This window comes from Pseudomonas sp. NPDC008258, from assembly GCF_042956345.1.
Taxonomy (GTDB): Bacteria; Pseudomonadota; Gammaproteobacteria; order Pseudomonadales; family Pseudomonadaceae; genus Aquipseudomonas.
On sequence record NZ_JBIBGE010000001.1, the window covers coordinates 198,539 to 224,344 of the forward strand.

Here is a 25,806-nt window from a genome sequence, read left to right on the forward strand (position 1 = left end):
AAAAAGGGGCTTTCGCCCCTTTTTCAGTTACAGGTAGTAGGCCTTCAGCGGCGGGAAGCCGTTGAACTCCACTGCGCTGTAGCTGGTGGTGTAGGCACCGGTGGACAGCCAGTACAGGCGGTCACCGATGGCCAGGTTCAGCGGCAGGCCGTACTTGTAGTTCTCGTACATGATGTCTGCGCTGTCGCAGGTCGGGCCTGCGATGACCACTTCTTCGGCTTCGCCTTTCTTCTCGGTCCAGATCGGGAACTTGATGGCTTCGTCCATGGTTTCGATCAGGCCGGAGAACTTGCCCACGTCGGTGTAGATCCAGCGCTCGACGGCAGTACGCGACTTGCGCGCAACCAGCACCACTTCGCTGACCAGGATACCGGCGTTGGCGATCAGCGAACGGCCTGGCTCCAGGATGATTTCCGGCAGCTCGTCACCGAAGTCTTCCTTCAGGAAGCGGATGATCTCTTCGGCGTAGGTTTCCAGGCTGTTGGTACGGGTGATGTAGTTGGCCGGGAAGCCGCCACCCATGTTGATCAGCTTCAGCTCGATGCCGTCTTCTTCCTTCAGGCGCTCGAAGATTACCTTGACCTTGGCGATGGCGGCGTCCCACACGCTGATGTCGCGCTGCTGCGAACCCACGTGGAAGGAGATGCCGTAAGGCACCAGGCCCAGGTCGCGGGCAAGGATCAGCAGGTCCATGGCCATGTCGGTCTGGCAACCGAATTTACGGGACAGTGGCCAGTCGGCCGTGGTGGAGCCTTCGGTCAGGATACGCACATACACTTTCGAGCCCGGTGCGGCCTTGGCGATGTTGCGCAGGTCGGCTTCCGAGTCGGTGGCGTACAGGCGCACGCCTTTCTCGTAGAAGTAGCGGATGTCCTTGGACTTCTTGATGGTGTTGCCGTAGCTGATGCGGTCGGCGCTGACGCCACGGCCCAGCACTTTGTCCAGTTCGTAGATCGAGGCGATGTCGAAGCTCGAACCTTTCTCTTTGAGCAGGTCGATGATTTCGACGGCCGGGTTGGCCTTGACCGCGTAGTAGACCTTGGCGAATTCGAAACCGGCGCGCAGGTCGTCATAGGCCTGGCTGATCATCTGGGTATCGATGAGTACGAACGGGGTTTCCTGCTTGTCGGCGAACGCCTTCATTTTCTGGAAGGTGTCACGCGCGAAATAGTCTTCGACCTGGATCGACATGCTCAGGGACTCCATGGGCAAACTGAAAATTTAAGTGGCTGCAAACTGAACGTCCTCCGTATCCCCACTTTGGTTCGCCTACTCAGTACTTGAGCCGGATGGATCGTTTCCAGCATGGACGTTCGGCGCGCACTTTAGGGCGTGAAGAATGCAGAATCAACAGGTAATCCGGGCGTGATCGACGTGGATCGACGACCAGCCATTTGAATAACCGACCCATGTGACCGGCTGATGTTCCCCACGGTGTTTCAAGCGTAAAAAATTGTGGAATAGATCGCGTTGGCCCCTTCGCGGGCACGCCCGCTCCCACAGGCATCGCGGGCTTTCCGTGGGAGCGGGCGTGCCCGCGAAAGGGCCTCAAGTGTTCATATTTATGGCCACAATTTCCTGGTACCCCCGTACAGGAAATTACGCATAAATTTTTTGTTACCGACTGGCGGATTTGCTGGTTTTGATGAGAAACATTACTATTCGCACCCTTATCCGCCTCCCTGATGACCCAGACCGTGTCCGGACACAAAGGCTTTCTCGACCATTACCATGAGCTGATCGGTACCTGGACGCGCAAACTGCGCAGTCGTCAGCAGGCCGAAGACCTCACCCACGATGCCTTCGTCCGGGTACTGGAAAACCCGCGTGAGCAGGTCGAGCAGCCGCGCGCCTACCTGCACCAGACCGCACGTAACATTGCCGTGGATGGCTTCCGCCGCGAGGACCGCCGCCAGTCCCTGGCGCTGGACGCTTTCGACGAGGGCGGTAGCGGCAGCGGCGACCCGGAGGCCTATGTGCATGCCCTGGAGTTGGCCGACAGCGTCGAGCGGGCGCTGGCCGAGTTGCCGCTCAACTGCCGGCAGGTGTTCATCTGGCAGAAGCTCGAAGGCCTGACCCAGGCCGAGATCGCCGAGCGCATGGGGTTGAGCAAGAACATGGTCGAAAAGTATATGATCCGCACGCTCCGGCATTTGCGTGAGCACCTGGATGTGTCGGCATGAAGAGTCAGGAGACCTTTTCGATGAAACAGCACGGTACCGATACCGTCCGCGAGCAGGCGGCCGCATGGTTTGCCCGCGTGCAGGATGCGCCTCGGGATGCCGGGCTGCAGAAACAGCTGCGCGCCTGGTTGGCGAGCGACGAGCGCCACCGGGAAGAGTACGAACACCTCAGCCGCGTGTGGCAGGCCGCCACCCTCATTCCACGCCAGCGCCTTGAAGCACTGTGCCAGCCGGACCCGGTGCAGCAGTTGCCTCGTCGGCGTTTTGTGCGTCAGGCGCTGGCCGCCAGTGTGGCGCTGCTGGCGTTGGGCCTGGGATGGGGCGGTTGGCACTACCAGCAACTGAACCACCAGGGCAGCTTGCAAACGGCCTTCAATGAGCGTCGCCAGGTCGAATTGCCGGATGGCTCGCACCTGGAGCTCAATGGCAGCACACAGTTACAGGTCGACTTCAGCGCTGGCCAGCGGCATATCCGCCTGAGTGCCGGTGAGGTGATGTTCAGCGTCGCCCACGACAGTGACAGGCCGTTCGTGGTCGACACCGCCCAAGGCCGCGTGACGGTGACCGGCACCCGCTTTGACGTTCGCCTTGACCCGGCCAGCACCCGGGTAGCCGTGGAGCAAGGCTCGGTGCGTGTGCAGGGCAAAGGGGCGTCGCTTGCGCAGCTTACGGCCGGGCAGGGGTCGCATATAGATGTACAAGGTGTGGTGAGCGCACCTTATGCAGTCAATGCTGGCGCCGTGACCGCCTGGCGCCAGGGCAAGCTGGTGTTCGACAACGCCACCCTGGCCGAGGTGGTCGCCGAGGCCTCACGCTACCGCAGCCAACCGTTGCGGGTCAGCCCTGGCAAAGTCGCCCAGATGCGCCTTTCCAGCACCTTCAGCACCGACGACACCGACGCGCTGCTGCGGGCCTTGCCGAGCATCCTGCCGGTGGCCATCAAAGCCCATGAAGACGGCTCCCGCGAAATAATTGCGAAATAGATTCAGGTTTTTTTTCGCTCGTTCGTCTTCCTCGCCAGCTGCAACTGCCAAGCATTTCCATTTGCACGCGGTTGGCGTTTATTCCGCACTCAGGAAGTTTCGACGACGTGAACAACAACAAGCCTTTCCCACGCTTTCGCGCTTTGGCGCTGGCCCTGGCGGTCAGTGCCGTGGCCGTCAACAGCCAGGCTGCACAGGCCGGCGATAGCATCCAGATTCAGGCTCAACCGCTGGGTTCGGCGCTGAGCCAGCTTGGCCAGCAGACCAACCTGCAACTGTTCTTCAGCCCGGAGTTGGTGGCTGGCAAGCAGGCCCCGGCGGTGTCTGGCAACCTGGCGCCGGTGCAGGCCCTGCAACAGTTGCTGCAAGGCAGCGGGCTGACCTTCGAGATGTCCCAGGACACCGTCGTGGTAAAGCCGCTGCCGACTGCCCTGGACCTGGGCAGTGGCAGCCTGGAGCTGGCCCCCACCGACATCAAGGTAGTCGGTGACTGGTTGGGCGATGCCCAGCAGAGCGTGGTGCAGAACCACCCTGGCGCGCGCACCGTGGTGCGCCGCGAGGCGATGGTGGAGAAGGGCACCATGAACGTGCGCGATGTGCTGCGTGGCATCCCGGGTGTGCAGGTGCAGGACTCCAATGGCACCGGCGGCAGTGACCTGTCGCTGAACGTGGGGGTGCGCGGCCTGACCTCGCGCCTTTCGCCGCGCTCCACCGTATTGATCGACGGCATCCCGGCCGCCTTCGCGCCGTATGGGCAGCCGCAGTTGTCGATGGCGCCGATTTCCTCGGGCAACCTCGACAGCATCGACGTGGTGCGGGGTGCAGGCTCGGTACGCTATGGCCCGCAGAACGTGGGCGGGGTGATCAACTTCGTGACCCGGGCGATTCCGGAAAAGGCCTCGGCGGAGCTGTCCACTACCCTGGAAACTTCCCAGCGTGGCGGCTGGAAGCACACCGAGTCGGCCTTCGTCGGCGGCACGGCGGACAACGGCATGGGCGTGGCGCTGCTGTACACCGGGGTGAACGGCAACGGTTACCGTGAAAGCAACAACGGTAATGACATCGACGACGTGATCCTCAAGACACATTGGGCACCCACCGACGTCGACGAGTTCTGGCTCAACTTCCACTACTACGATGGCCGCGCCGACATGCCAGGTGGCCTGACCCAGGCCCAGTACGACAGCAACCCATATCAGTCTGTGCGCGACTACGACTACTTCGCCGGCCGGCGCAAGGACGTTTCGTTCAAGTGGCAGCGCCAGCTCGACGATGCCACCCAGTTCGAAGTGCTGACTTACTACACCGACAGCTTCCGCGGCAGTGCCATTGCCGCGCGCGACATGAAAACCCTGTCGTCGTACCCGCGCAACTACCACACCTTTGCGATTGAGCCGCGTGTTTCGCGTATCTTCTTTGCCGGGCCGACCACCCAGGAAGTCAGCGTGGGTTACCGCTACCTGAAGGAAGCGATGCGCGAGCAATCGACCCGCCTGGCGCTGATCGACAACGTGCCCACCGTGACCCCGACTTCCGACGGCCACGTGTTCCAGGACCGTAGCGGCGGCACCGAGGCCAGCGCCTACTACATTGACGACAAGATCGACGTGGGCAACTGGACCATTACCCCGGGCATCCGCTTCGAGCACATCAACACCGACTGGCGCGACCGCCCGGTGCTGGATGCCAACAACCGCCCGGTAGCGGAGAAAAAGCGCAGCATCACCAGCAACGAGCCGCTGCCGGCGCTGAGTGTGATGTACCACATCTCCGACGCGTGGAAGGTGTTCGCCAACTACGAAACCTCGTTTGGCAGCCTGCAGTACTTCCAGCTGGGGCAGGGCGGCACCGGCAACAGCACGGCCAATGGCCTGGAGCCGGAAAAGGCCAAGACCTACGAAATCGGTACGCGCTATGACGACGGTGGCTTTGCCGGTGAGCTGACTGCGTTCTACATCGACTTCGACGATGAACTGCAGTACATCAGCAACGATGTGGGCTGGACCAACCTCGGGGCGACCAAGCACCAAGGTATCGAGGCTTCGGTGCGCTATGACCTGGCCGGGCTGGACCCGCGCCTGGATGGCTTGTCGGTGAGTGGTGGGTACACCTTTACCCGCGCCACCTATGAGGGTGAGATCCCGGGCTTCAAGGGCCGTGACCTGCCGTTCTACTCACGTCAGGTGGCCACTGCCGGCGTGCGTTACGCAGTCAACCGCTGGACCTGGAACCTGGATGCCTACGCCCAGTCCAAGCAGCGCGCACCGGGTACCGGGATCAATGCCGATGGCAGTTTCAATGGTGACTACATCACCGAGCCGAGTGCGGATGGGCAGTATGGTGATATCCCGGGCTACGTGACCTGGCATGCCCGTGGTGGGTATGAGTTCGGGCCAGAGATGTCCAACCTGAAGTTGGCCGCAGGGGTAAAGAACCTGTTCGACAAACAGTATTTCACCCGCTCCAGCGACAACAATGCCGGCTTGTATGTCGGGGAACCGCGTACCTTCTATGTGCAGGCCAGTGTAGGGTTCTGACATCTGTGTAGTCCTCTTCGCGGGCTTGCCCGCTCCCACAGTACAGCGCAAGCCTGAAGGCTTGTGAAATCCCAGTGGGAGCGGGCGAGCCCGCGAAGAGGCCGGCACAGGCAGCCAGGTTCAGGGTTCTGATCAGAGACTGCCGGGGCCGCTTTGCGGCCCATCGCCGGCAAGCCAGCTCCCACAAGTACAGAGCCAGTTTCAAGGCTTGCACTGTAACTGTGGGAGCTGGCTTGCCGGCGATGGGGCGCAAAGCGCCCCCAGCAATTACGAAACCACCGCCTCTGCCGGCGAGACAATGCTGGTCTTGGCCCCACGCGAGCGCCCCGAACTCAGGTAAGCCGCAATCGACTCTTGCGTCACCTCGCCCAGAAACACCTGCTCGGCATCCAGCACAGGCAACCACGCCCGGTTGAACTCGTACATGCGCGACAGCAGGATGCGCAAATGCTCATCATGCGACGCCGTGGCATTGAACGGCCGCAGGAAGTCACCGCACGTACCTTGCTGGCGATGTATGTCACGCCGGCGCACATAACCCAGCGCCTTGTTCTGTGCATCGGTCACCACCACGTAGCGGCGGTCGTGCTCATCCAGTAGCTCCAGTGCATCGCTCACGGGCGTTTCCGGGCTCACCGACGGGGCGTTGTCTGCCGCATCCTCGGCCCGTACCAGCAGCAGGCGCTTGAGCGTGCTGTCCTGGCCAACGAAGTTGCTCACAAAGTCGTCCGCCGGGTGCGCCAGCAGGGTGTCCGGGTGGTCCAGCTGCAACAGCTTGCCGGCACGGAAGACGGCAATCTTGTCGCCCAGCTTGATCGCCTCGTCGATGTCGTGGCTGACCATGATCACGGTTTTGTTCAACGCCCGCTGCATCTCGAAGAACTCGTTCTGGATCATTTCGCGGTTGATCGGGTCGACCGCGCCGAACGGCTCGTCCATCAGCAGCACCGGCGCTTCTGCAGCCAGCGCGCGGATCACGCCGATACGCTGCTGCTGGCCACCGGACAGCTCACGCGGGTAGCGCTGCAAGTACTGCTTGGGCTCCAGCTTGATCATGTGCATGAGCTCGCGAGCACGCTCGTGGCATTTCTGTTTGTCCCAGCCGAGCAGGCGCGGGACCACGGTGATGTTCTCTTCGATGGTCATGTTGGGGAACAGGCCGATCTGCTGGATCACGTAGCCGATGTGGCGGCGCAGGGTCACTTCGTCCAGCCCGGTGGTGTCTTCACCGTTGATGAACACCTGCCCCGAGGTCGGCGTGATCAGGCGGTTGATCATTTTCAGCGTGGTGCTCTTGCCGCAGCCCGAAGGGCCGAGGAACACGCAAATCTCGCCTTCATTCACGGTGAGGCTTACCGAGTCGACGGCTTTGACGTCCTTGCCGTTGACGTTGAAGGTTTTGCTGAGGTTCTTCAGTTCGATCATGGGCGCAGTCCTTCTGGAGTCAGGGCACGTTGCAGGGTTTGCAGCAGCAGGTCGGCAATGATGGCCAGCAGGCTGACCAGCACGGCGCCAACCAGCAGCATCGACATGTCGCTGCGGCTGATGGAGGTGAGGATAAGTACGCCCAGGCCGCCGGCGCCGATGGTGGCGGCGATGGTCATGACACCGATGTTCATGACCACGGCCGTGCGTACGCCGGCAAGGATCACCGGCACGGCGATGGGCAGTTCGACCATGCGCAGGCGCTGGCCGAACGTCATGCCGATGCCGCGAGCGGCCTCACGGATACCGGGCTCGACATTGGTCAGGGCCAGGTAGGTGTTGCGCATGATCGGCAGCAGCGAGTACAGGAACACCGCGGTAATGGCCGGTAGCGGGCCAAGCCCTTGGCCGAACTTGGAGTAGAACGGCAGCAACAGGCCGAACAGGGCAATCGAAGGGATGGTCAGCAGCACCGTGGCGCTGGCCTGCAATGGGCCGGCGAGTGCCGGAAAGCGGGTCATGAGAATGCCAAGCGGCACCCCGACGAGGATCGCCAGGCCTACCGCGATGCCCACCAGCATGATGTGTTGCCAGGTCAGTTGCAGCACCTGGGCCCAGTCCAGGTGGCTGAAGGTATCGATCAGGTTCATGGCTGGCCCTCGCTGTTCAGTGGGTGCTCACGCAAGAACGCGGCGGCAACGGCGGTCGGGTTCTGGTGCTCGACGTCGACCTTGGCGTTGAGCTGGCGCATGGTTTCGTCGTCCAGCTGCTCGGCAAGCGGCTTGAGCAGGCCGGCCAGTTGCGGGTTGGCGTCGAGCACGGCCTTGCGTACCACCGGGGCGGCGGTGTAGTCAGGGAAGTAGTGCTTGTCGTCTTCCAGCAGCTTGAGGTCGAAGGCGTTCAGGCGGCCATCGGTGGTGTACACCAGGCCGGCGAACACCTGGTTGTTGCGCATGGCGGTGTACACCAGGCCGCCGTCCATCTGGCGGATGTTGCGACGGTCCAGCGGCAGCTCGTACATCTCGCGCAGGCCGACCAGGCCGTCGGGGCGGTTGGCGAACTCGGTGTCCAGCGCCACCAGGTGGGTGCGCTGGCTTTCGTCACGCAGCACCTGGTTGAGGTCGCTGATGGTGTTGATTTGCGGGTAGGCCTCGGCTACCTGCTTGGGCAGCCCCAGCGCATAGGTGTTGCTGAACTTCGACGGGGTCAGCCAGATCAGGTCTTTCTTCGCATCCAGTGCCTTCACCCTGGCGAAGGTAGCTTCGGCACTGGGCATGCGCTCGTCGATATGGTTGTACGACACAAGCGACACGCCGGTGTATTCCCACATCAGGTCGAGCTGGCCGGTTTCCTGGGCCTGGCGCGCGATGTTGCTGCCAAGCCCGGTGGTGACGCGCACGTCGAAGCCGTTGGCACGCAGGTATTGCGCGGTGATTTCGGCGAGCACGGTCTGTTCGGTGAATACCCGCGCGCCGATGCGCACCAGCGGTTTTTCAGCTGCCTGGGCAAATCCTGCGAACAGCAGGGCCGCGCCCAGCAGCAAGGCGATTCTCTTCTTCATACGTTCCCTATCCTTATTGGGCCAGGCCACGTTCCAGCCAGCGTTTGCTGGAGAAACTCACCGCCGCATCAAGCACCAATGCCAGCAGTGCGGTGCACGCGGCACCCAGCAGCAGCTGTGGCTGGTTATTCAGGGCGATGCCGGGGAAGATCAGGCTGCCCAGGCTGTTGGCGCCGATCAGGAACGCCAGCGGCGCGGTGCCCACGTTCAATGCCAGGGCCACGCGTACACCACCGACGATGATGGGCACGGCATTGGGCAACTCCACCTGCCACAGTTGCTGGCGCGGGGTCATGCCGATGCCGGTGGCGGCTTCCTTGAGCGAGGCAGGGACGTTTTTCAGGCCCTCGTAGGTGTTACGCACGATGGGCAGGAGGGAGGCGAGGAACAACGCGAAGATCGCAGGCCCGGCGCCGATGCCCAGGATACTGAGCGCGATGGCCAGAACGGCCAGGGGAGGGATGGTGTTGCCAACGTTGAAGAACTGCATGAAGCGCTCGGCTTTGTCGACCCGGTGCGGTCGACTCAGCGCAATGCCAGCCGGGATGCCCACGGCCAACGCCGCCGCCATCGAAGCCAGCACCAATACCAGGTGCGCTTGCAGGTAGAACCCAAGATCGTCGCGATACCGCGCGATCGTGTCGATGCCGATCCAGTGGATCAGCAGGGCCAGGATGACGAGCACGGTGGCGCATCCCAACAGCCCTTTACCGTAGCGTTTAGCCACAGGCGGACTCCTTGTGTTGTCGGCGAGCACACTTCTTTTTTGCCGGCCAGTCCTGGCGGCGGTTGGTGTGTTCGCGAGTAGCAGCGAGATGCAAGCCGAAGGCTGCGATCAGGCCATGAGCCGAACCCCGTCGGGCCCGAAAATGCTGATGAAACCAGTCCCCAACCTAAGCGGGTTGCAGGGGAGTGGACGTCTCCGTGGGCGTAAAGGTTCCCATCTGGGGCGGCATTTGGCCAGCGTTAATCACTGGGTGATAGGAAAATTGGCGAGAAAAAACAGCGGGCAAATGCGCTGTAGGCGTTGAAATAACTGCCTTGTGGCCTTTTGTCGTGATAAAGCGATGGTCTGTTGAATTTGTGGTGTCAGTGCTGGCGCTATCGCCGGCAAGCCAGCTCCCACAGGTATTGCGCAGGGCTTGGGTACCGTGGAGCTTTTTGTGGGAGCTGGCTTGCCGGCGATGAGGCCGGACCTGCAACCACTCAAGCAGCAGGTTTTGGTCCAGGCTCAACTTCAGGTATGATATCGCCCCTTTTAAATCCCCCAGTCAGGCGATTTCCCATGACCAACCAGGCCGCCGAAGTCGCGAAGCGCCGCACTTTCGCAATCATTTCCCACCCCGACGCCGGTAAGACCACCATCACCGAGAAGCTGCTGCTGATGGGCAAGGCCATTGCCGTCGCCGGTACCGTGAAGTCGCGCAAGTCCGACCGCCACGCCACCTCCGACTGGATGGAAATGGAGAAGCAGCGCGGCATCTCCATCACCACCTCGGTGATGCAGTTCCCGTACCGCGAGCACATGATCAACCTGCTCGACACCCCCGGCCACGAAGACTTCTCGGAAGACACCTACCGCACCCTGACCGCGGTGGACTCGGCGCTGATGGTGCTGGACGGCGGTAAAGGTGTAGAGCCGCGTACCATCGCCCTGATGGACGTGTGCCGCCTGCGCGACACACCAATCGTCAGCTTCATCAACAAACTCGACCGTGACATCCGCGACCCGATCGAACTGCTCGACGAGATCGAAGCCGTCCTGAAGATCAAGGCCGCACCAATCACCTGGCCGATTGGTTGCTACCGCGATTTCAAAGGCGTGTACCACCTCACCGGCGACTACATCGTGGTGTACACCCCGGGCCATGGCCATGAGCGTACCGAAGCCAAGATCATCCAGAAGCTGGACTCGGACGAAGCCCGTGCCCACCTGGGCGACCAGTACGATTCGTTCGTCGAACAGCTGGAGCTGGTGCAGGGCGCCTGCCACGAGTTCAACCAGGAAGAGTTCATCAACGGTCAGCTGACCCCGGTGTTCTTCGGTACTGCACTGGGCAACTTCGGTGTCGACCATGTGCTCGACGCGGTCGTCGACTGGGCACCGCGCCCGCTGGGCCGCGTGACCCACGAGCGCACCGTGGAGCCTGTTGAAGAGAAATTCACCGGCTTCGTGTTCAAGATCCAGGCGAACATGGACCCGAAACACCGCGACCGCATCGCCTTCATGCGTATCTGCTCGGGCAAGTACGAGAAGGGCATGAAGATGCGCCACGTGCGCCTGAACAAGGACCTGCGCATCGGCGATGCGCTGACCTTCTTCTCCTCCGAGCGTGAGCAGCTGGAAGAGGCCTTTGCCGGCGACATCATCGGCCTGCACAACCACGGCACCATCCAGATCGGCGACACCTTCACCGAAGGCGAGGCGCTGGGCTTCACCGGTATCCCGCACTTCGCCCCGGAACTGTTCCGCCGCGTGCGCCTGAAAGACCCGCTGAAATCCAAGCAGCTGCGTCAGGGCCTGCAGCAGCTGGCCGAAGAGGGTGCGACCCAGGTGTTCTTCCCCGAGCGCAGCAACGACATCATCCTGGGTGCGGTAGGTGTGCTGCAGTTCGACGTGGTCGCCAGCCGCCTGAAGGAAGAGTACAAGGTCGAGTGCGCCTACGAGCCAATCACTGTGTGGTCGGCGCGCTGGATCAGCTGCGACGACAAGAAGAAGCTTGAGGAATTCCAGAACAAGGCCATGGAAAACCTGGCCATCGACGGTGGCGGGCACCTGACCTACCTGGCCCCGACCCGGGTCAACCTGGCGCTGATGGAAGAGCGCTGGCCGGACATCAAGTTCCGCGCTACCCGCGAGCATCACTAAGTATTGGAATTGGGGCTGCTTTGCAGCCCTTCGCGGGCGCGCCCGCTCCCACAGGTATCGCATAACCTTCAGATGAAGTGATTCCCTGTGGGAGCGGGCGCGCCCGCGAAAGGGCGCAAAGCGGCCCCAATTTCAATTGCCTGCCTTGATACTGGTCCAGATGCGGGTACGAATGCGGTCAATCTTGGCTGGCATCGCCTCCAGCGCATACAGCTTGCCCATCACATCCTCGCTCGGGTAAATCATCGTATTACCCTTCATCGCCGGCTCCACCAGCCCGTCAGCCTTGAGGTTGCCGTTGGCGTACTGCACATGGTTGCTGATGTTGGCCATCACGTCCGGTTGCAGCAGGTAGTTCATGTAGGCATACCCGGCTTTTTCATCCGGCGCATCGGCCGGCATGGCCACCATGTCGAACCACATCGGCGCGCCTTCCCTGGGTATCGAGTAACCCACCTTCACCCCGTTCTTCGCCTCTTCGGCGCGGTTCTTCGCCTGCAGTACATCGCCCGAGAACCCCACCACCACGCAGATATCGCCATTGGCCAGGTCGCCGGTGTACTTCGATGAGTGGAAATAGCTGATGTATGGCCGTACCTGCATCAGCAATGCCTTGGCCTTGTCGTAGTCCGCCGGGTTCTGGCTGTGGTGCGGCAGGCCCAGGTAGTGCAGGGCAATCGGCAGCAGTTCGGGGCCGTTGTCCAGTACGGCGACGCCACAGCTTTTCAGCTTGCTCATGTACTCGGGCTTGAAGATCAGGTCCCAGGAGTCCACCGGCGCGTTGTCGCCAAGCACGGCCTTGACCTTGTCGATGTTGTAGCCGATGCCGGTACTGCCCCACAGGTACGGGAAACCGTACTGGTTACCCGGGTCGTTCACCTCAAGTGCCTTGAGCAGCACCGGGTTGAGGTTCTGCCAGTTGGGCAGCTGCGATTTGTCCAGGCGCTTCAGGGCTTTACCCTGGATCTGCCGGGCCATGAAATGGTTGGAAGGGAACACCACGTCGTAGCCAGAGTTGCCAGTCATCAGCTTGCCGTCGAGGGTTTCGTTGCTGTCGTACACGTCGTAGGTGGGCACGATGCCGCTGGCCTGCTGGAAGTTCTTCAGCGTGTCGGGGGCGACGTAGCTGGACCAGTTGTAGATCTTTACCGTTTCGGCGGCGCCGGCCACGCTGGCGGCCAGCATAAGGGGGGCGAGAAGGAGCATGCGCATGTCGGGGTTACCTTGCTTTGTCTGTTGTTATCGAAGGCAGGCGATCAGCGGATCAGAAGATAAGGACGTAGGTCTTGCGTACGGTCTCCTGGATATCCCAGGTGCCGGTGCTGTTGGCCGGTAGCATCAATGCGTCTCCGGCTTCTATGACCAGGGGCTCGCCACCGTCGGGGGTGAAGGTGCAGCGGCCCTTGATGAAATGGCAGAACTCCTGTTGCACGATCTGCCGCCGCCAGCGCCCGGGGGTGCACTCCCAGATGCCGGTTTCCACGCCATCGCTGCGCTCCACGCAGGTGACCGAGGCCACGGCCACGGGGTCGCCAAGCGGTACTGCGACCGGGTTGGAACTGTCCAGCGCAACGCTGAGGGTGTTCTTGAACTGGGTGATGCTCATGACCGGTGGATCCTGTGTTTGGGAAAGGGAAGTCAGTGCATGAAGCCTTCCATGAAGTCCGCAAGCGAGCTGGCCAGGCGCCGCCTCCAGGGCGCACTGGCGGGGTTGGCGAGGGTCCGGTCCTCGTGGACGAAGCTTTGGATGATTGCGTTGTAACCCAGCCAGCGGCAGGGCTCAGGTGGCCAACTGGCCAGGCTCGACACCGGGCGGTTATCAAGTACCCAAGGTTGTGCGGTCAGTTCGTTGTGCTGGTTGAGTATCAGTGCCGCCAAGGTGCGCCCGCCCAGGTTGGTGGCGCCGACGCCTTCACCGCCGTAGCCGCCAGCCAGGGCGATGCCACGTTGCCGATCACACAGCATGTGCGGCCGAAAGCGTCGGGCCATGCCCAGGTTTCCGCCCCAGGAGTGGGTGATACGCACGTGTTTTAGCTGAGGGAACAGCTCGCTGAACAGGTAGCGGCGTAGCTCGATTTCGTTCTCATCGAGGTTGAAGTTTTCGCGCAGGCGGCCGCCGAAGCGGTAGCCGCCCCGGGCACCGAACACCAGGCGGTTGTCTGCAGTGCGTTGGCCATAAGTGACCTGCCGGCTGCTCTCGCTGAAGGCCTGGCCCAGGCCCAGGCCGATCTGCGCCCACGTCGACTCCGGCAGTGGCTCTGTCGCCACCAGCAGGCTCTGTACCGGCAACTGGTGTTTGCCCAGCGGCGGCAGGCTGGCGGCATAGCCTTCAATAGCGGGCACCATCCAATGGCAGCGAATCCGCGCCAGTGGCGTGCGCGCTTCGCCGCGCTGCCAGTCTATGGCAGGGGTGTTCTCGTAGATCGGTACGCCCAGCGCTTCCACCGCCCGCGCCAGGCCGCGCACGAGCTTGGCTGGCTGGATGGTTGCGGTGTGCGGGCTGTAGATGGCACCGAAGGCATTGCTGATCCGCAGTTGGGTGTCCAGTTGCTCGGGGCGCAGCCAGCGGTAGTCGTCCTCGGTCATGCCTTGGCGATACAGGTCGTCGAGGTAGGCACGCAGGCTGCGTTCCTGTTCCGGGTAGCGCGCGGCGCAGTACAGCACGCCGCCTTTGCGGTAGTCGCAATCGATACCTTCGCGTTGCAGCACACGCTGTACTTCATCAGGGATGCCTTGCAGCAGGTCGATGCTGGCGCGGCGCTGTTGTGGCGACAGGGTGGCGAGCAGGCGGTCTTCACCCAGCAAGTTGCCCATCAGCCAGCCGCCATTGCGCCCGGAGGCGCCAAAGCCGGCGATATTGGCGTCGATCACCGCGATGTTCAGTTGTGGTGCCTGGCGCTTGAGGTAGTAGGCGGTCCACAAACCGGTGTAGCCGGCGCCGATGATGCACACATCCACGTCCAGGTCTTCACGCAGGGCCGGGCGGGCGCACAGCGGCTCGTCGAGCTGGTCCATCCACAGGCTTAGCGTGCGCAGGGGTTGCATCGGGTTCGGCTCCACATCGGTCAAGGTCTGTGGGCGATCCTAGAACTGTCAGCTGGCGGCTGTCTTACGTGCGTGCACGCAGGGAAATTTGCTTCAGGTAGGCCTTGGGCGTGAGCCCGGTGTGTTCACGGAAGCACTTGTAGAACGCCGACAACGAATTGAACCCGGCGTTGAACGCCAGGTCGTCGATTGGCGCTTCGACGCTGTCGTCGTCCAGGCTGGCCATCAGGTGTTGCAGGCGGGCCTGGTTGACGTAGCGGTAGAAGCTTTGCCCGAGCACCTGGTTGAGCAGGTAGGAAATCTGGTTGCGGCTGTAACCGCTGGCGTCGGCGACTTGCTGCAGGTCCAGTTCCGGGTCGAGGTAGGGGCGCTGGCGCTGGAAGTAGTGCTCCAGGTCCTGGGCCATGGTCGACAGCTGCCGGGGTGACAGGCCGAGGCGGCTGGTGGCCGGGCGCGGGCCGCTGCTGCCCGGGCCATTGCCGTTCTGGCGCACCAGCGTGGCGTATTCGTTGACCCGCCAGATCAGCCCGTCCTTGACGGTGATCGCCTCGCTGGACTGGAACGCCACCAGGCCGTCGCCACCCTGCACCGTGACCTGGTACTGGATGAACGCGGTGCAGCCATCGACCCGGATGCGGTCGCTGTGGACGATGTCTTCGCCGGCTTCATGGGGCAGGCAGGCGCGCACGTAGTCGCGCAGTTCCTGGTAGCCGAGCACGCGGTTCTGGAAAAAGTCGTGGTACTGGATGTCGGGGTGGTAAAGCGCGATGACGCCGTCGAGGTCGCGGTGCTTCCAGCACAGGTGGTAGCGCAGCACGGTATCGGCGGTGATCGGGGTCTGGGCGGGGTCATCGGGCAGCGTCATGAACGGATCATGCCTCGTCGCCCGGCCACGTTACAAGAATGCAGAACACCTGATGCACGGGGCGCAGTCGCGCATTTTGCACGGTCCCGGTTCAGCTGGGCGTTCTAACCCATTGATTTGCATAGATGTCATTTTTTGTCACAACTGGCACAGCCGCTGCAAAGGTTACTGCGCGAATGGAATTCTCGCTCACAACATAAGGCGCACACATCATGATCACCCCTGCCGATTACCCCGCTGTCGATACGCAAAGCCGCTCAGGTGTTTCCTGGGCGGCGATCTTCGCTGGCGCCGCCGCCGCTGCGTCGGTGTCCCTGATACTCGTGGTACTGGGCGCCGGGCTGGGATTTGCGGCCGCGTCACCGTGGGCCGACGAAGGTGCAAGTGCAAAAGCCCTGGGCGTTTCAACCATCATCTGGTTACTGGTGACGCAGATCATCGCTTCCGGCCTGGGCGGCTACATTGCCGGTCGGTTGCGAGTGAAGTGGGCCAACCTGCATGGCGATGAAGTGTATTTCCGCGACACCGCGCATGGCTTTTTGTCATGGGCCGTGGCGACCTTGGTAGCGGCGATGCTGGTACTCGGTGCTGCGGGCAACCTGATAGGTGCCGGGGCCAGTGCAGCCTCCCAGGCGGCTACCGTTTCGGTAGCGGCGGGTGGTGCTGCGGCAGCGGGTGGCAACAACGACTCCATGGGGTATTTCGTCGATAGCCTGTTCCGTGGCGATGGTCCGGCGCCGGTCAGCGACGATGCGGCCAACGGCGTAGCCGCGCGCATTCTGGCCAGGGGCGTAGCGGGTAATGGTGCACTGCCTGCCGAAGATCGCGCCTACCTGGCGCAGCTGGTAGCCCAGCGCACCCGTTTGACCCAAGCCGAAGCCGAAGCCCGTGTCGACCAGGTGATGGCACAGGTACAACAGCTGAAAACCGATGCCAAGCAAGCGGCGGATACCGCTGCCAAGGTGGCTGCCTGGACTGCGCTGTGGACATTCATTGCCCTGCTTTGCGGCGCATTCTTCGCCAGCCTGGCTGCCCTTTACGGTGGCCGTCAGCGCGACCGCGTGCAGTGGCTTGAAGGCGACTATGTAGCCCATCGCACCATTCAACGTTAAGCAAGGAGAACTGCCATGCGCTCGATATTACTGTGGATGATTGGCGTACCGATTCCGGTCATCATCCTGATTGCGCTGTTCATGCATTGAGGTTTTGGGGCCGCTTCGCGGCCCATCGCGACACAAGGCCGCTCCCACATTGTTCGGTGTACGCAGGCCCTTGTGGGAGCGGCCTTGTGTCGCGAAAGGGCTGCGCAGCAGCCCCGGCGATCTAAAGCCTAGAGAAACTGCTCGGCATAATGACAAGCCACCTGCCGTGTACTCACCTGCCGCAACGCCGGCACCTCCTTGGCACAGCGCTCGCTCGCATGCGGGCAGCGCTTGTGAAACGCACACCCGTCCGGCGGGTTCAGCGGGTTGGGCAGCTCCCCGGCAATGCGGATCTTCGGCTTCAACGGGTCCGGGTGAATCGCCGGTGTCGCCGACAGCAGTGCCTGGGTATACGGGTGCAGCGGCTTCTCGTAGATGTCCTCTTTAGGCCCCATCTCTACCGGCCTCCCCAAATACATCACCAGCACGTGATCGGCCACATGCCGCACCACCGCCAGGTTGTGCGAGATGAACACGTAGGCGGTGTTGAACTCCTTTTGCAAGTCCATGAACAGGTTCAGCACCTGGGCCTGGATCGACACGTCCAGCGCCGAGGTTGGCTCGTCTGCCACCAGCACTTTGGGCTGCAGCATCATCGCCCGGGCCAGGGCGATACGCTGGCGCTGGCCACCGGAGAACATGTGCGGGTAGCGCTGGTAGTGCTCGGGGCGCAGGCCGACCTGCTCCATCATTTTCTGCACTTTGTCGCGGCGCTCGGCCTTGCTCAGCGACGTGTTGATCAGCAGCGGCTCGGCCAGCTGGTCACCAATCTTCTGCCGTGGGTTAAGCGAAGCGTAAGGGCTCTGGAACACCATCTGCACGTCACGGCGCAATTGCTTGCGCTCGGCCTTGCTGGCGCCATTCACCTCGGTGCCGGCGATTTGCAACGAGCCGGACGACGGCTCTTCGATCAGGGTCAGTGCACGGGCCAGGGTCGACTTGCCACAGCCAGACTCGCCAACCACGGCCAACGTCTTGCCGGCTTCCAGTTCGAACGACACACCGTTCAGTGCACGGACCAGCGCGTGGCCTTTGAACAGCCCACGGGAGACTTCGTAATGCCGGGTCAGCTCCCGGGCGGATAGAACGACGGCCATCACGCCACCTCCTGGTTCAGCGGGTAAAAGCAGCGCACCAAACTGTAAGCCTGGGGATCAAGGGGCGGGCGTTGGTGACGGCAGTTGTCCTGCACATAGGGGCAGCGCGGCGACAGCAGGCAGCCAACAGGGCGGTCGTAGCGGCCGGGGACGATGCCGGGCAGGGTGGCCAGGCGCTCGGCACCGATGCTGTGCTCGGGGATCGCCGCCAGTAGTGCTTCACTGTAGGGGTGGGCGGGCACGTCGAACAATTCCGGCACCTGGCCCACTTCCACGGCCTGGCCCGCGTACATCACGCACACGCGCCTGGCCGTTTCGGCCACCACGGCGAGGTCGTGGGTGATCAGGATGAGCGCCATGTTGCGCTCTTTCTGCAAGTTGACCAGCAGCTCCATGATCTGCGCCTGGATGGTCACATCCAGTGCCGTGGTCGGTTCGTCGGCGATCAGCAGCTTGGGCTCGCCGGCAATGGCCATGGCAATCGCCACGCGCTGGCTCATGCCGCCGGACAGCTGGTGCGGGTAGGCATCCAGGCGGCTTTCGGCCGCTGGGATTTCCACTTTCTTCAATAGCTCAAGGGCGCGCTGGCGAGCTGCCTTGCCCTTCAGGCCCAGGTGCTGGCGCAGCACTTCCTCGATCTGGTAGCCCACGGTGTAGCTGGGGTTGAGTGCGGTCATCGGGTCCTGGAAGACCATGGCGATGTCCTTGCCCACCACCTTGCGCCGCTGGCGGCCGCTGAGCTTGAGCATGTCGGTGCCGTCGAAGCTGAGGGCGTCGGCGGTGATGCGCCCGGGGGCGTCGATCAGGCCCATCAGGGCCATCATGGTCACGGATTTGCCCGAGCCCGATTCACCGACAATGGCGAGGATCTCGCCGGCCTCTACCGCCAGGTCCAGGCCATCGACCACGGGTACCGCGGTGGCGTCGCCGAAGCGCACGTTGAGGTTTTTGATCTGCAACAGTGACATGGCGTTCTCCTCAGGCGGCGTTCTTGAGTTTCGGGTCCAGCGCATCGCGCAGGCCGTCGCCCATCAGGTTGATTGCCAGCACGCTCAGCAGAATGGTCAGGCCGGGCAGGCTCACCACCCACCAGGCGCGCTCGATGTAGTCACGCGCCGAGGCCAGCATGGTGCCCCATTCCGGGGTTGGCGGTTGCACGCCCAGGCCGAGGAAGCCCAGCGCGGCAGCGTCGAGGATTGCCGAGGAAAAGCTGAGGGTTGCCTGCACGATCAGCGGCGCCATGCAGTTGGGGAGTACGGTGACGAACATCAGCCGTGGCAATCCGGCACCGGCCAGCCGTGCGGCGGTGACGTAGTCGCGGTTGAGTTCAACCATTACCGCAGCGCGGGTCAGGCGCACATAGGAGGGCAGGGAGACAATGGCGATGGCGATCACGGTGTTGATCAGGCCAGGGCCGAGGATGGCGACGATGGCCACGGCCAGCAGCAGCGACGGCAAGGCCAGCATCACGTCCATCAGGCGCATGATCGACGGGCCGAGCAACCTGGGGAAGAAACCGGCCAGCAGGCCCAGCAGGATGCCGGGAATCAGCGACATCACCACTGACGACAGGCCGATCAGCAGCGACAACCGTGCGCCCTGGATCAGGCGCGAAAGCAGGTCGCGGCCCAGTTCGTCAGTGCCCAGGATGAACTGCCAGGTGCCGCCTTCCAGCCATACGGGTGGGGTCAGCAGGAAGTCGCGGTACTGCTCGCTGGGGTCATGTGGGGCGACCCACGGCGCAAACAGCGCACAGAACACCACCAGGCACATGAAGGCCAGGCCCATCACTGCGCCTTTGTTGCGCGCAAAGGCTTGCCAGAATTCTTTGTACGGCGAGGGGTAGAGCAGGCTCTGGTCCACCGGGCTGGCCGGCGACACGGAGTTGGGAATCGGGCTAGTCATGGCAAGGGCCTCAGCGCTGATGACGGATGCGTGGGTTGGCCAGGCCGTAGAGGATGTCCACGACGAAGTTGACCAGGATTACCAGGCAGGCGATCAACAGGATGCCGTTCTGGACCACGGGGTAGTCACGGGCGCCGATGGCTTCGATCAGCCACTTGCCGATGCCCGGCCAGGAAAAGATGGTTTCGGTCAGCACTGCGCCGGCCAGCAGCGTGCCGACCTGCAGGCCGAACACGGTCAGTACCGGTATCAGGGCATTGCGCAGGCCATGCACGAACACCACGCGGGCCGGCGATAGGCCCTTGGCACGGGCGGTGCGGATGTAGTCTTCGCGCAGCACTTCAAGCATTGACGAGCGGGTCATGCGGGCGATCACCGCCAGCGGGATGGTGCCGAGCACGATGGCCGGCAGGATCAGGTGCATCACCGCGTCCTTGAACGCGCCTTCTTCGTCGCTGAGCAGGGTGTCGATGAGCATGAAACCGGTTTTCGGCTCGATGTCGTAGAGCAGGTCGATGCGCCCGGATACCGGGGTCCAGCCCAGGCTTACCGAGAAGAACATGATCAGGATCAGGCCCCACCAGAAAATCGGCATCGAGTAGCCGGCCAGCGAGATGCCCATGACCCCGTGGTCGAACAGCGAACCGCGCTTGAGCGCGGCGATCACCCCGGCCAATAGGCCGACGATGCCGGCAAACAGCAGGGCGGCGAAGGCCAGTTCGAGGGTGGCGGGGAACAGGGTAAGGAACTCGGTCCATACGCTTTCGCGGGTACGCAGCGATTCACCGAGATCGCCCTGGGCCAGCTTGCCGACGTAGTCCAGGTACTGGGCCGGCAGTGGCTTGTTCAGGCCCAGGCGCTCCATGGCCTGGGCATGCATTTCGGGGTCGACCCTGCGCTCGCCCATCATCACTTCCACCGGGTCGCCGGGGATCAGGCGTATGAGCGCGAAGGTCAGCAAGGTGATGCCGAAAAAGGTCGGTATCAGCAGGCCAAGGCGCCGGGCAATAAAACTCAACATTGTCGGGGTTACCTCTTCAGGCCGCACGGCAAACAGCGCGCTACGGCAGTGCCGCCGGTTCCCGTATGGGTTGCCGGCGGTCGTTGTTGTTCTACTTCACCTTGGTGGTGGCGAAGTTGTTTTTGGCCAGAGGGCTGATCACGTAGCCCTCCACGTTGTCACGCATGGCGGTGAACATCTTCGGATGGGCCATGCTGATCCAGGGTTGGTCGTCATCGTACACCTTCAATGCCTCGCTATAGAGCCTTGCGCGTTCGTCGTTATCGATCACTTCGCGTGCGCGGGTGACCAGCTCCTGGAATTTCGGGTTGCACCAGCGCGCGTAGTTCTCGCCGGTCTTGGCCGCTTCGCAACTGAGCAGTGGGGTGAGGAAGTTGTCCGGGTCGCCGTTGTCGCCAGCCCAGCCGGTGGACACCAGGTCGGCTTCGCCTTTCTTGGCGCGGCGCAGCATTTCGGCCCATTCCATCACGCGGATATCAAGCTTCAGGCCGATTTGCTTGAGGTCGGCTTGCAGCATCTCGGCAGACAGACGCGGGTTAGGGTTGGTCATGCCGCCGCCGTTGCGGGTGAACAGGGTGATGACCGTACCCTCGGGTACGCCAGCCTCCTTGAGCAGGGCGCGCGCGTTGTCGAGGTCACGTGGCGGGTTCTGGTTGGCCTTGTTGTAGCCGATCATGGTAGGCGGGTAGGGGTTGACGCCCACCAGCGCGTTGCCTTTGCCAAACAGCTGGTCGACGTGGGTCTGGCGGTCGAAGGCCATGTTGATGGCTCTACGTACACGCACATCGCTGAGGTATTTGTGTTGGGTGTTCATGGCGATGTAGCCGGTGACCAGCGCTTCGGTCTCGGCCACCTTCAGCTTCGCGTCGGCCTTGATTGCCGGCACGTCTTCAGGCTTGGGGTAGAGCGCGACCTGGCATTCATTGGCGCGCAGTTTTTGCAGGCGCACGTTGCTGTCGGTGGCGATGGCGAAAATCAGGGCATCGGCCGGTGGCTTGCCGCGGAAGTAGTCCGGGTTGGGTTTGAAGCGGACCTGGGCGTCCTTGTTGTAGCGCTGGAAGATGAACGGGCCGGTGCCGATCGGCTTGCTGTTCAGCTCGGCGGTTTTACCGGCCTTGAGCAACTGGTCGCCGTATTCGGCGGAGTAGATTGACGTGAAGCCCATGGCCATGTCACGCAGGAACGGTGCTTCGGGCCGGGTGAGGGTGATCACCACGGTGTGTTCGTCGGTCTTGTCCACCGACTTGAGCAGGTGCTTGAAGGCCATGCTCTCGAAGTACGGGTAGCCGACGCTGGTCTTGTCATGCCACGGGTGCGCAGGGTCAAGCTGGCGGCGCAGGCTCCACAGCACATCATCGGCATTGAACGTGCGCGTGGGGGTGAAGTAGTCGGTGCTGTGGAATTTGACGCCCTGTCGCAGGTGGAAGGTGTAGGTCAGGCCGTCTGGTGATATGTCCCAGCGTTCGGCCAGCGCCGGTTCGATGTCGGTGGTACCTGGCTTGAAGTCGACCAGGCGGTTGAACAGCGTTTCGGCGGTTGCGTCGAACGTGACGCCGGTAGTGTATTGCACAACGTCGAACCCTTCCGGGCTGGCTTCGGTGCACACCACCAGCGGCTTGGCCGCCAGCTGCGTGGCGCTGCCCAGCACCAGCGCGGCCAGAGCCAGGCGTAATGGTATCGACTTGATGAAAGCTTTCTGCATGGGTTGGAGACTCCCTGCTTTTGCATTGATTCCAGCGTAGCTGCCACGGCCCACCGCGAGCGGGCCGTGGCGCCAGCGGTCAGAGAATGTTGAATGGAATGGTGGTGACCACGCGGAACTCATCCAGGCTGCCGTCACCCTGGGCCTTGCTGGCGCGGTGGGTGGTGTAGGTGGCACGGATGCTGGTGTCTTTCAGCGGCCCGCTCTGCACCGCGTAGCTGGTGCCAATGCCCCACTCGTAGTGGGTTTCGCCGTCCAGGCCGTTCACGTCGTAGGCCGTGCCGCGGTAATGGGTACCGTCGATGCCCCAGCCACGAGCGTTGTACAGGTTGAACTTCAGGCCCGGCACGCCGTAGGGCGCCATGTTCAGCACGTAGGAGATCTTCAGCGATTTCTCGTTGGGGCCGTTGAAGTCCGACAGCAGTGAGTTGGCCAGGTAAATGCCGTTGGTTTCGTGCAGGTAGTCGAAGTACTCGTTGCCGTTGACCTGCTGCCAGGAGGCGCCGAGGGTGTGGGCCTGGTGGGTCAGGTCGAGCGACAAGCTGTAGGTGTCGTTGTCGATCTTGCCCATCTTCTGGCTGCCGGCATCGACCGTCTTGTAGTAGTTCAGGCCGGTGCTAAGGCTGAGTACTGCGCTGTCGCCCAGCACGTGGTTGGCGCCGAAGTAGTACTGGTTCCAGAAGTCGTCGACCTTGGTGGCGTACAGGCTGGTGCTAAGGCTCTTGAACGGCTGGTAGTTGACGCCGGCGGTGCTGGCCCGGTCGGTTTCCACGCCGGTGGCGCTGTATTCACTGCGGAATTTGCTCAGGCTTTGCTCGGTGCGTGGCGAGACGCGGTCGAAGGTGCCCAGGTCGAAGCTGAGGTTGTCGAACTCGGCGCTGTGCAGGAACGCCCCCTGGAAGCTGGATGGCAAGGCGCGGTTGCCGATGTAGGCGATCATTGGCGTGTCCACCGACTGACGGCCCAGGGTAAGGGTAGTGTTGGACACGCGTGCCTTGATGTTGCCCAGGCCCAGTTTGCTCCACTGGCCGATGGGGTCGCCATCGCTGTGGGTGAGGGTGCGGTTGTTGGGGCCGGCGACCGACTGGCGGTTCTGTTGCAGGGCAATGGCGTTGTAGCCGGCGGCCTCGACGGCAAAGCCCACGGTGCCTTCGGTGAAGCCGGAGCTGTAGTTGAGGATGGAGCCCTGCACCCAGTTCTCACGGCTATGCGTGTCGTGGCGGGTGCCGTCGTTCTTGTAGTACTTCCACAGCGGCGCACGTGCGGCGCGTTCGCGGGCGTACCAGTTGCGGGTGCTGCCGGACAGGCTCTGGCCGTCGATGAAGCCGCTGGCTTGCGCTTGCTCGCTGTTTTCTTTGAGGGTGAGCGGGATGTAATCCTGGCTTTGCGGGTCGGCCTGGGCCACGGAGGACAAGGCACTGATGGATAAGGCCAGTGCGGTCAAGGTGAAGACTCTCAAGGTTAAAGCTCCTTTTTATTTTCTAGTTATTGCCGGCCTTGTGGGCCGGATGGTTGTTGCGGTGTTGCCAGGGTTGCCACGGGATCGCCGGGCAAAAATGGGGAGTTGTGTTGGTTGTGCTGGCCCTTTCGCGGGCTCGCCCGCTCCCACAGGTAGGGCGCAGAGTCCGAACCTGAGGTGATCCTGTGGGAGCGGGCGAGCCCGCGAAGAGGCCGGTTCCGGCTAACGCTTAATCAACACTCACACCGGAAAAATCATTGCGCCCAAACGGGCTGACCTTGAACTCGGAAACCTTGGCACTGAGCGGTTGGTTGACCGTGGAGTGCGCCACCGGGGTAATCGGCACCTGCTGTTTGAGCCGCTGCTGGGCCTGCTGGTACAACGCGGTGCGTTGCGTGCGGTCAGTGACCTGCTTGGCCTGCCTGACCAGGCTGTCGTACTGCGGGTCGCACCACAGCGAGTAGTTGTTGCTGCCGATGGCGTCGCAGCTGTAGAGGGTGCCCAGCCAGTTGTCCGGGTCGCCGTTGTCGCCGGTCCAGCCGATCAGGGCGATATCGTGCTCGCCGCTTTTCATGCGCTTGATGTATTCGCCCCATTCGTAACTGACGATGCGTACCTTGAAGCCAAGCTTGTTCCAGTCGGACTGAAGCATTTCGGCCATCAGCTTGGCGTTGGGGTTGTACGGGCGTTGTACCGGCATGGCCCACAGGGTGACCTCGGTACCCGGCTTGACCCCGGCTTGCTGCAAGAGCTGCCTGGCCTTTTCCGGATCGTATGGCGCGTCTTTCAGGCTTTCGTCATAGGACCACTGGGTAGGCGGCATGGCGTTGACCGCCAGCTGGCCGGAGTCCTGGTACACCGCCTGGATGATGGCTTTCTTGTTCACCGCCATGTCCATCGCCTGGCGCACTTCCAGGCGATCGAAGGGTGGATGCTGGGTGTTGTAGGCGATGTAGCCGAGGTTGAAGCCTGGCTGTTGCAGCACCTGCAACTGGCTGTCGGTCTTCAGCGCCGGCAGGTCGGCCGGGCGAGGATGCAGGGTGACCTGGCATTCGTTGCGGCGCAGCTTCTGGATGCGCACCGAGGGGTCGACGTTGATCGAGAACACCAGGTTGTCGAGTTTCACCTGGTCCGGCGCCCAGTAATCCTTGTTGCCCTTGTAGCGGATCTGCGAATCCTTCTGGTAACGCTGGAACACGAACGGCCCGGTGCCGATCGGTTGCTGGTTGATGTCGCTGGGGCGACCGCTGGCCAGCAGTTGCTCGGCGTATTCGGCAGACAGTATCGAGGCGAAGCTCATGGCCAGGTTCTGGATGAATGCGGCATCGACCGTGTTCAGCGTGAACACCACGGTCAGCGGGTCGGCCTTCTCGACCCGGGCGATGTTCTTGTCCAGGCCCATGCTGACGAAATAGGGAAACTCGGTGGGGTAGGCCTGGCGGAACGGGTGGCCCTTGTCGAGCATGCGGTTGAAGGTGAACAGCACGTCGTCTGCGTTGAAGTCACGGCTTGGGGTAAACGCCTTGTTGCTGTGGAACTTCACCCCTTCACGCAGGTGGAAGGTGTAGCGCAAGCCATCGTCGGACACGTCCCAGCGGCTCGCCAGGGCAGGGTGCACGGCGGTGCCGCCGCGCTCGAACTCGACCAGGCGGTTGTAGATCGGCTCGGCCGCGTCGTTGTCGGTGGCCGTGGTGTACTGGGCGGTGTCGAAACCGGCAGGGCTGCCTTCGGAGCAGAACACCAGGTTTTTGGCCAGCACGGCCGGGGACTGGCTGAGCAGGCCCAGGGCCAGCAGGGTGGACAGGCAGGTCAAATGGCGCATGGCAAATCCTTTTTCATCTGTTTGCGCCGCCTCGTGGTACGAATGGCGGCAACAGTTCGCCGACCCCGCAGCGGTTGGCCGCAGGACGACATGAAGAGGTGGCGAGGGTGAAGGGCACCCGCCGCTCGGC

Annotated in this window: 21 protein-coding genes; 5 read left to right on the forward strand and 16 right to left on the reverse strand. The window is 62.6% G+C overall.

Features of this window, described 5'->3' with window-relative positions; genetic code table 11:
* Positions 1-27: 27 nt before the first annotated feature.
* Positions 28-1,191: a type III PLP-dependent enzyme gene (locus ACFY9W_RS00875; RefSeq protein WP_016713187.1), complete on the reverse strand. Its 1,164-nt coding sequence runs from the start codon at positions 1,189-1,191 to the stop codon at positions 28-30.
* Positions 1,192-1,685: 494 nt separating this feature from the next.
* Here ACFY9W_RS00875 and ACFY9W_RS00880 point away from each other — a divergent pair, with 494 nt between their 5' ends.
* The 3 genes from ACFY9W_RS00880 to ACFY9W_RS00890 all read left to right on the forward strand — a co-directional run bounded on the left by ACFY9W_RS00880 (position 1,686) and on the right by ACFY9W_RS00890 (position 5,703).
* Positions 1,686-2,183 carry a sigma-70 family RNA polymerase sigma factor gene (locus ACFY9W_RS00880; protein ID WP_391124480.1) on the forward strand — a complete coding sequence of 166 codons (498 nt, stop codon included), beginning with the start codon at positions 1,686-1,688 and terminating at the stop codon, positions 2,181-2,183.
* 20 nt (positions 2,184-2,203) lie between these two features.
* A complete protein-coding gene (locus tag ACFY9W_RS00885; protein WP_391124483.1) occupies positions 2,204-3,166 on the forward strand; it encodes a FecR domain-containing protein in 963 nt (320 codons plus the stop codon).
* Positions 3,167-3,273: 107 nt separating this feature from the next.
* Entirely contained in the window at positions 3,274-5,703 is a 2,430-nt protein-coding gene (locus ACFY9W_RS00890) for a TonB-dependent siderophore receptor (RefSeq protein ID WP_391124486.1), read from the forward strand.
* A gap of 267 nt (positions 5,704-5,970) precedes the next feature.
* On the opposite strand, the gene ACFY9W_RS00895 is transcribed toward ACFY9W_RS00890, so the two are convergent.
* The 4 genes from ACFY9W_RS00895 to ACFY9W_RS00910 are packed head-to-tail and all read right to left on the reverse strand — an operon-like array spanning position 5,971 to position 9,416.
* Positions 5,971-7,128, reverse strand: a complete 1,158-nt coding sequence (locus ACFY9W_RS00895; RefSeq protein WP_391124488.1) for a betaine/proline/choline family ABC transporter ATP-binding protein — start codon at positions 7,126-7,128, stop codon at positions 5,971-5,973.
* Entirely contained in the window at positions 7,125-7,778 is a 654-nt protein-coding gene (locus ACFY9W_RS00900; protein ID WP_274081956.1) for an ABC transporter permease, read from the reverse strand. The genes ACFY9W_RS00895 and ACFY9W_RS00900 overlap by 4 nt, the downstream gene beginning before the upstream one ends.
* The gene (locus tag ACFY9W_RS00905; RefSeq protein WP_391124493.1) at positions 7,775-8,689 is read right to left on the reverse strand and encodes a glycine betaine ABC transporter substrate-binding protein; all 915 of its coding nucleotides are present in this window, start codon (positions 8,687-8,689) and stop codon (positions 7,775-7,777) included. Before ACFY9W_RS00905 ends, ACFY9W_RS00900 begins: the two co-directional genes overlap by 4 nt.
* A gap of 13 nt (positions 8,690-8,702) precedes the next feature.
* On the reverse strand, positions 8,703-9,416 hold the full coding sequence (locus ACFY9W_RS00910) for an ABC transporter permease (protein WP_043196954.1): 714 nt from the start codon (positions 9,414-9,416) through the stop codon (positions 8,703-8,705).
* A 558-nt stretch (positions 9,417-9,974) separates the two neighbouring features.
* On the opposite strand from ACFY9W_RS00910, the gene ACFY9W_RS00915 reads away from it, so the two are divergent.
* On the forward strand, positions 9,975-11,558 hold the full coding sequence (locus ACFY9W_RS00915; protein ID WP_391124496.1) for a peptide chain release factor 3: 1,584 nt from the start codon (positions 9,975-9,977) through the stop codon (positions 11,556-11,558).
* Positions 11,559-11,690: 132 nt separating this feature from the next.
* Here the strand turns inward: ACFY9W_RS00915 and ACFY9W_RS00920 are convergent, their stop codons facing one another.
* The 4 genes from ACFY9W_RS00920 to ACFY9W_RS00935 all read right to left on the reverse strand — a co-directional run bounded on the left by ACFY9W_RS00920 (position 11,691) and on the right by ACFY9W_RS00935 (position 15,468).
* Positions 11,691-12,770, reverse strand: a complete 1,080-nt coding sequence (locus ACFY9W_RS00920; protein WP_391124499.1) for an extracellular solute-binding protein — start codon at positions 12,768-12,770, stop codon at positions 11,691-11,693.
* 52 nt (positions 12,771-12,822) lie between these two features.
* Positions 12,823-13,164, reverse strand: coding sequence for a cupin domain-containing protein (locus ACFY9W_RS00925; protein ID WP_391124502.1), 342 nt, complete (start codon positions 13,162-13,164; stop codon positions 12,823-12,825).
* A 32-nt stretch (positions 13,165-13,196) separates the two neighbouring features.
* Complete coding sequence (locus ACFY9W_RS00930) at positions 13,197-14,603, reverse strand: FAD-dependent oxidoreductase (RefSeq protein WP_391124505.1); 1,407 nt, start codon at positions 14,601-14,603, stop codon at positions 13,197-13,199.
* 64 nt (positions 14,604-14,667) lie between these two features.
* Complete coding sequence (locus ACFY9W_RS00935; RefSeq protein WP_391124508.1) at positions 14,668-15,468, reverse strand: helix-turn-helix domain-containing protein; 801 nt, start codon at positions 15,466-15,468, stop codon at positions 14,668-14,670.
* Positions 15,469-15,680: 212 nt separating this feature from the next.
* Here ACFY9W_RS00935 and ACFY9W_RS00940 point away from each other — a divergent pair, with 212 nt between their 5' ends.
* On the forward strand, positions 15,681-16,580 hold the full coding sequence (locus ACFY9W_RS00940; protein WP_391124511.1) for a hypothetical protein: 900 nt from the start codon (positions 15,681-15,683) through the stop codon (positions 16,578-16,580).
* 218 nt (positions 16,581-16,798) lie between these two features.
* Here the strand turns inward: ACFY9W_RS00940 and ACFY9W_RS00945 are convergent, their stop codons facing one another.
* The 7 genes from ACFY9W_RS00945 to ACFY9W_RS00975 all read right to left on the reverse strand — a co-directional run bounded on the left by ACFY9W_RS00945 (position 16,799) and on the right by ACFY9W_RS00975 (position 25,676).
* Positions 16,799-17,767, reverse strand: coding sequence for a dipeptide ABC transporter ATP-binding protein (locus ACFY9W_RS00945; RefSeq protein ID WP_391124514.1), 969 nt, complete (start codon positions 17,765-17,767; stop codon positions 16,799-16,801).
* Positions 17,767-18,735, reverse strand: a complete 969-nt coding sequence (locus tag ACFY9W_RS00950) for an oligopeptide/dipeptide ABC transporter ATP-binding protein (protein ID WP_391124517.1) — start codon at positions 18,733-18,735, stop codon at positions 17,767-17,769. The genes ACFY9W_RS00945 and ACFY9W_RS00950 overlap by 1 nt, the downstream gene beginning before the upstream one ends.
* A 10-nt stretch (positions 18,736-18,745) precedes the next feature.
* Positions 18,746-19,672 (reverse strand): ABC transporter permease subunit, encoded by a 927-nt coding sequence (locus ACFY9W_RS00955; RefSeq protein WP_391124520.1) that lies wholly within the window; start codon positions 19,670-19,672, stop codon positions 18,746-18,748.
* Between the two features lie 10 nt (positions 19,673-19,682).
* On the reverse strand, positions 19,683-20,693 hold the full coding sequence (locus tag ACFY9W_RS00960) for an ABC transporter permease subunit (protein WP_391124522.1): 1,011 nt from the start codon (positions 20,691-20,693) through the stop codon (positions 19,683-19,685).
* Positions 20,694-20,784: 91 nt separating this feature from the next.
* Positions 20,785-22,395, reverse strand: coding sequence for an ABC transporter substrate-binding protein (locus ACFY9W_RS00965; protein WP_391124525.1), 1,611 nt, complete (start codon positions 22,393-22,395; stop codon positions 20,785-20,787).
* Between the two features lie 79 nt (positions 22,396-22,474).
* Positions 22,475-23,854, reverse strand: coding sequence for an OprD family outer membrane porin (locus ACFY9W_RS00970; RefSeq protein WP_391124528.1), 1,380 nt, complete (start codon positions 23,852-23,854; stop codon positions 22,475-22,477).
* A gap of 229 nt (positions 23,855-24,083) precedes the next feature.
* Positions 24,084-25,676, reverse strand: coding sequence for an ABC transporter substrate-binding protein (locus ACFY9W_RS00975; RefSeq protein ID WP_391124531.1), 1,593 nt, complete (start codon positions 25,674-25,676; stop codon positions 24,084-24,086).
* Positions 25,677-25,806 lie beyond the last annotated feature (130 nt).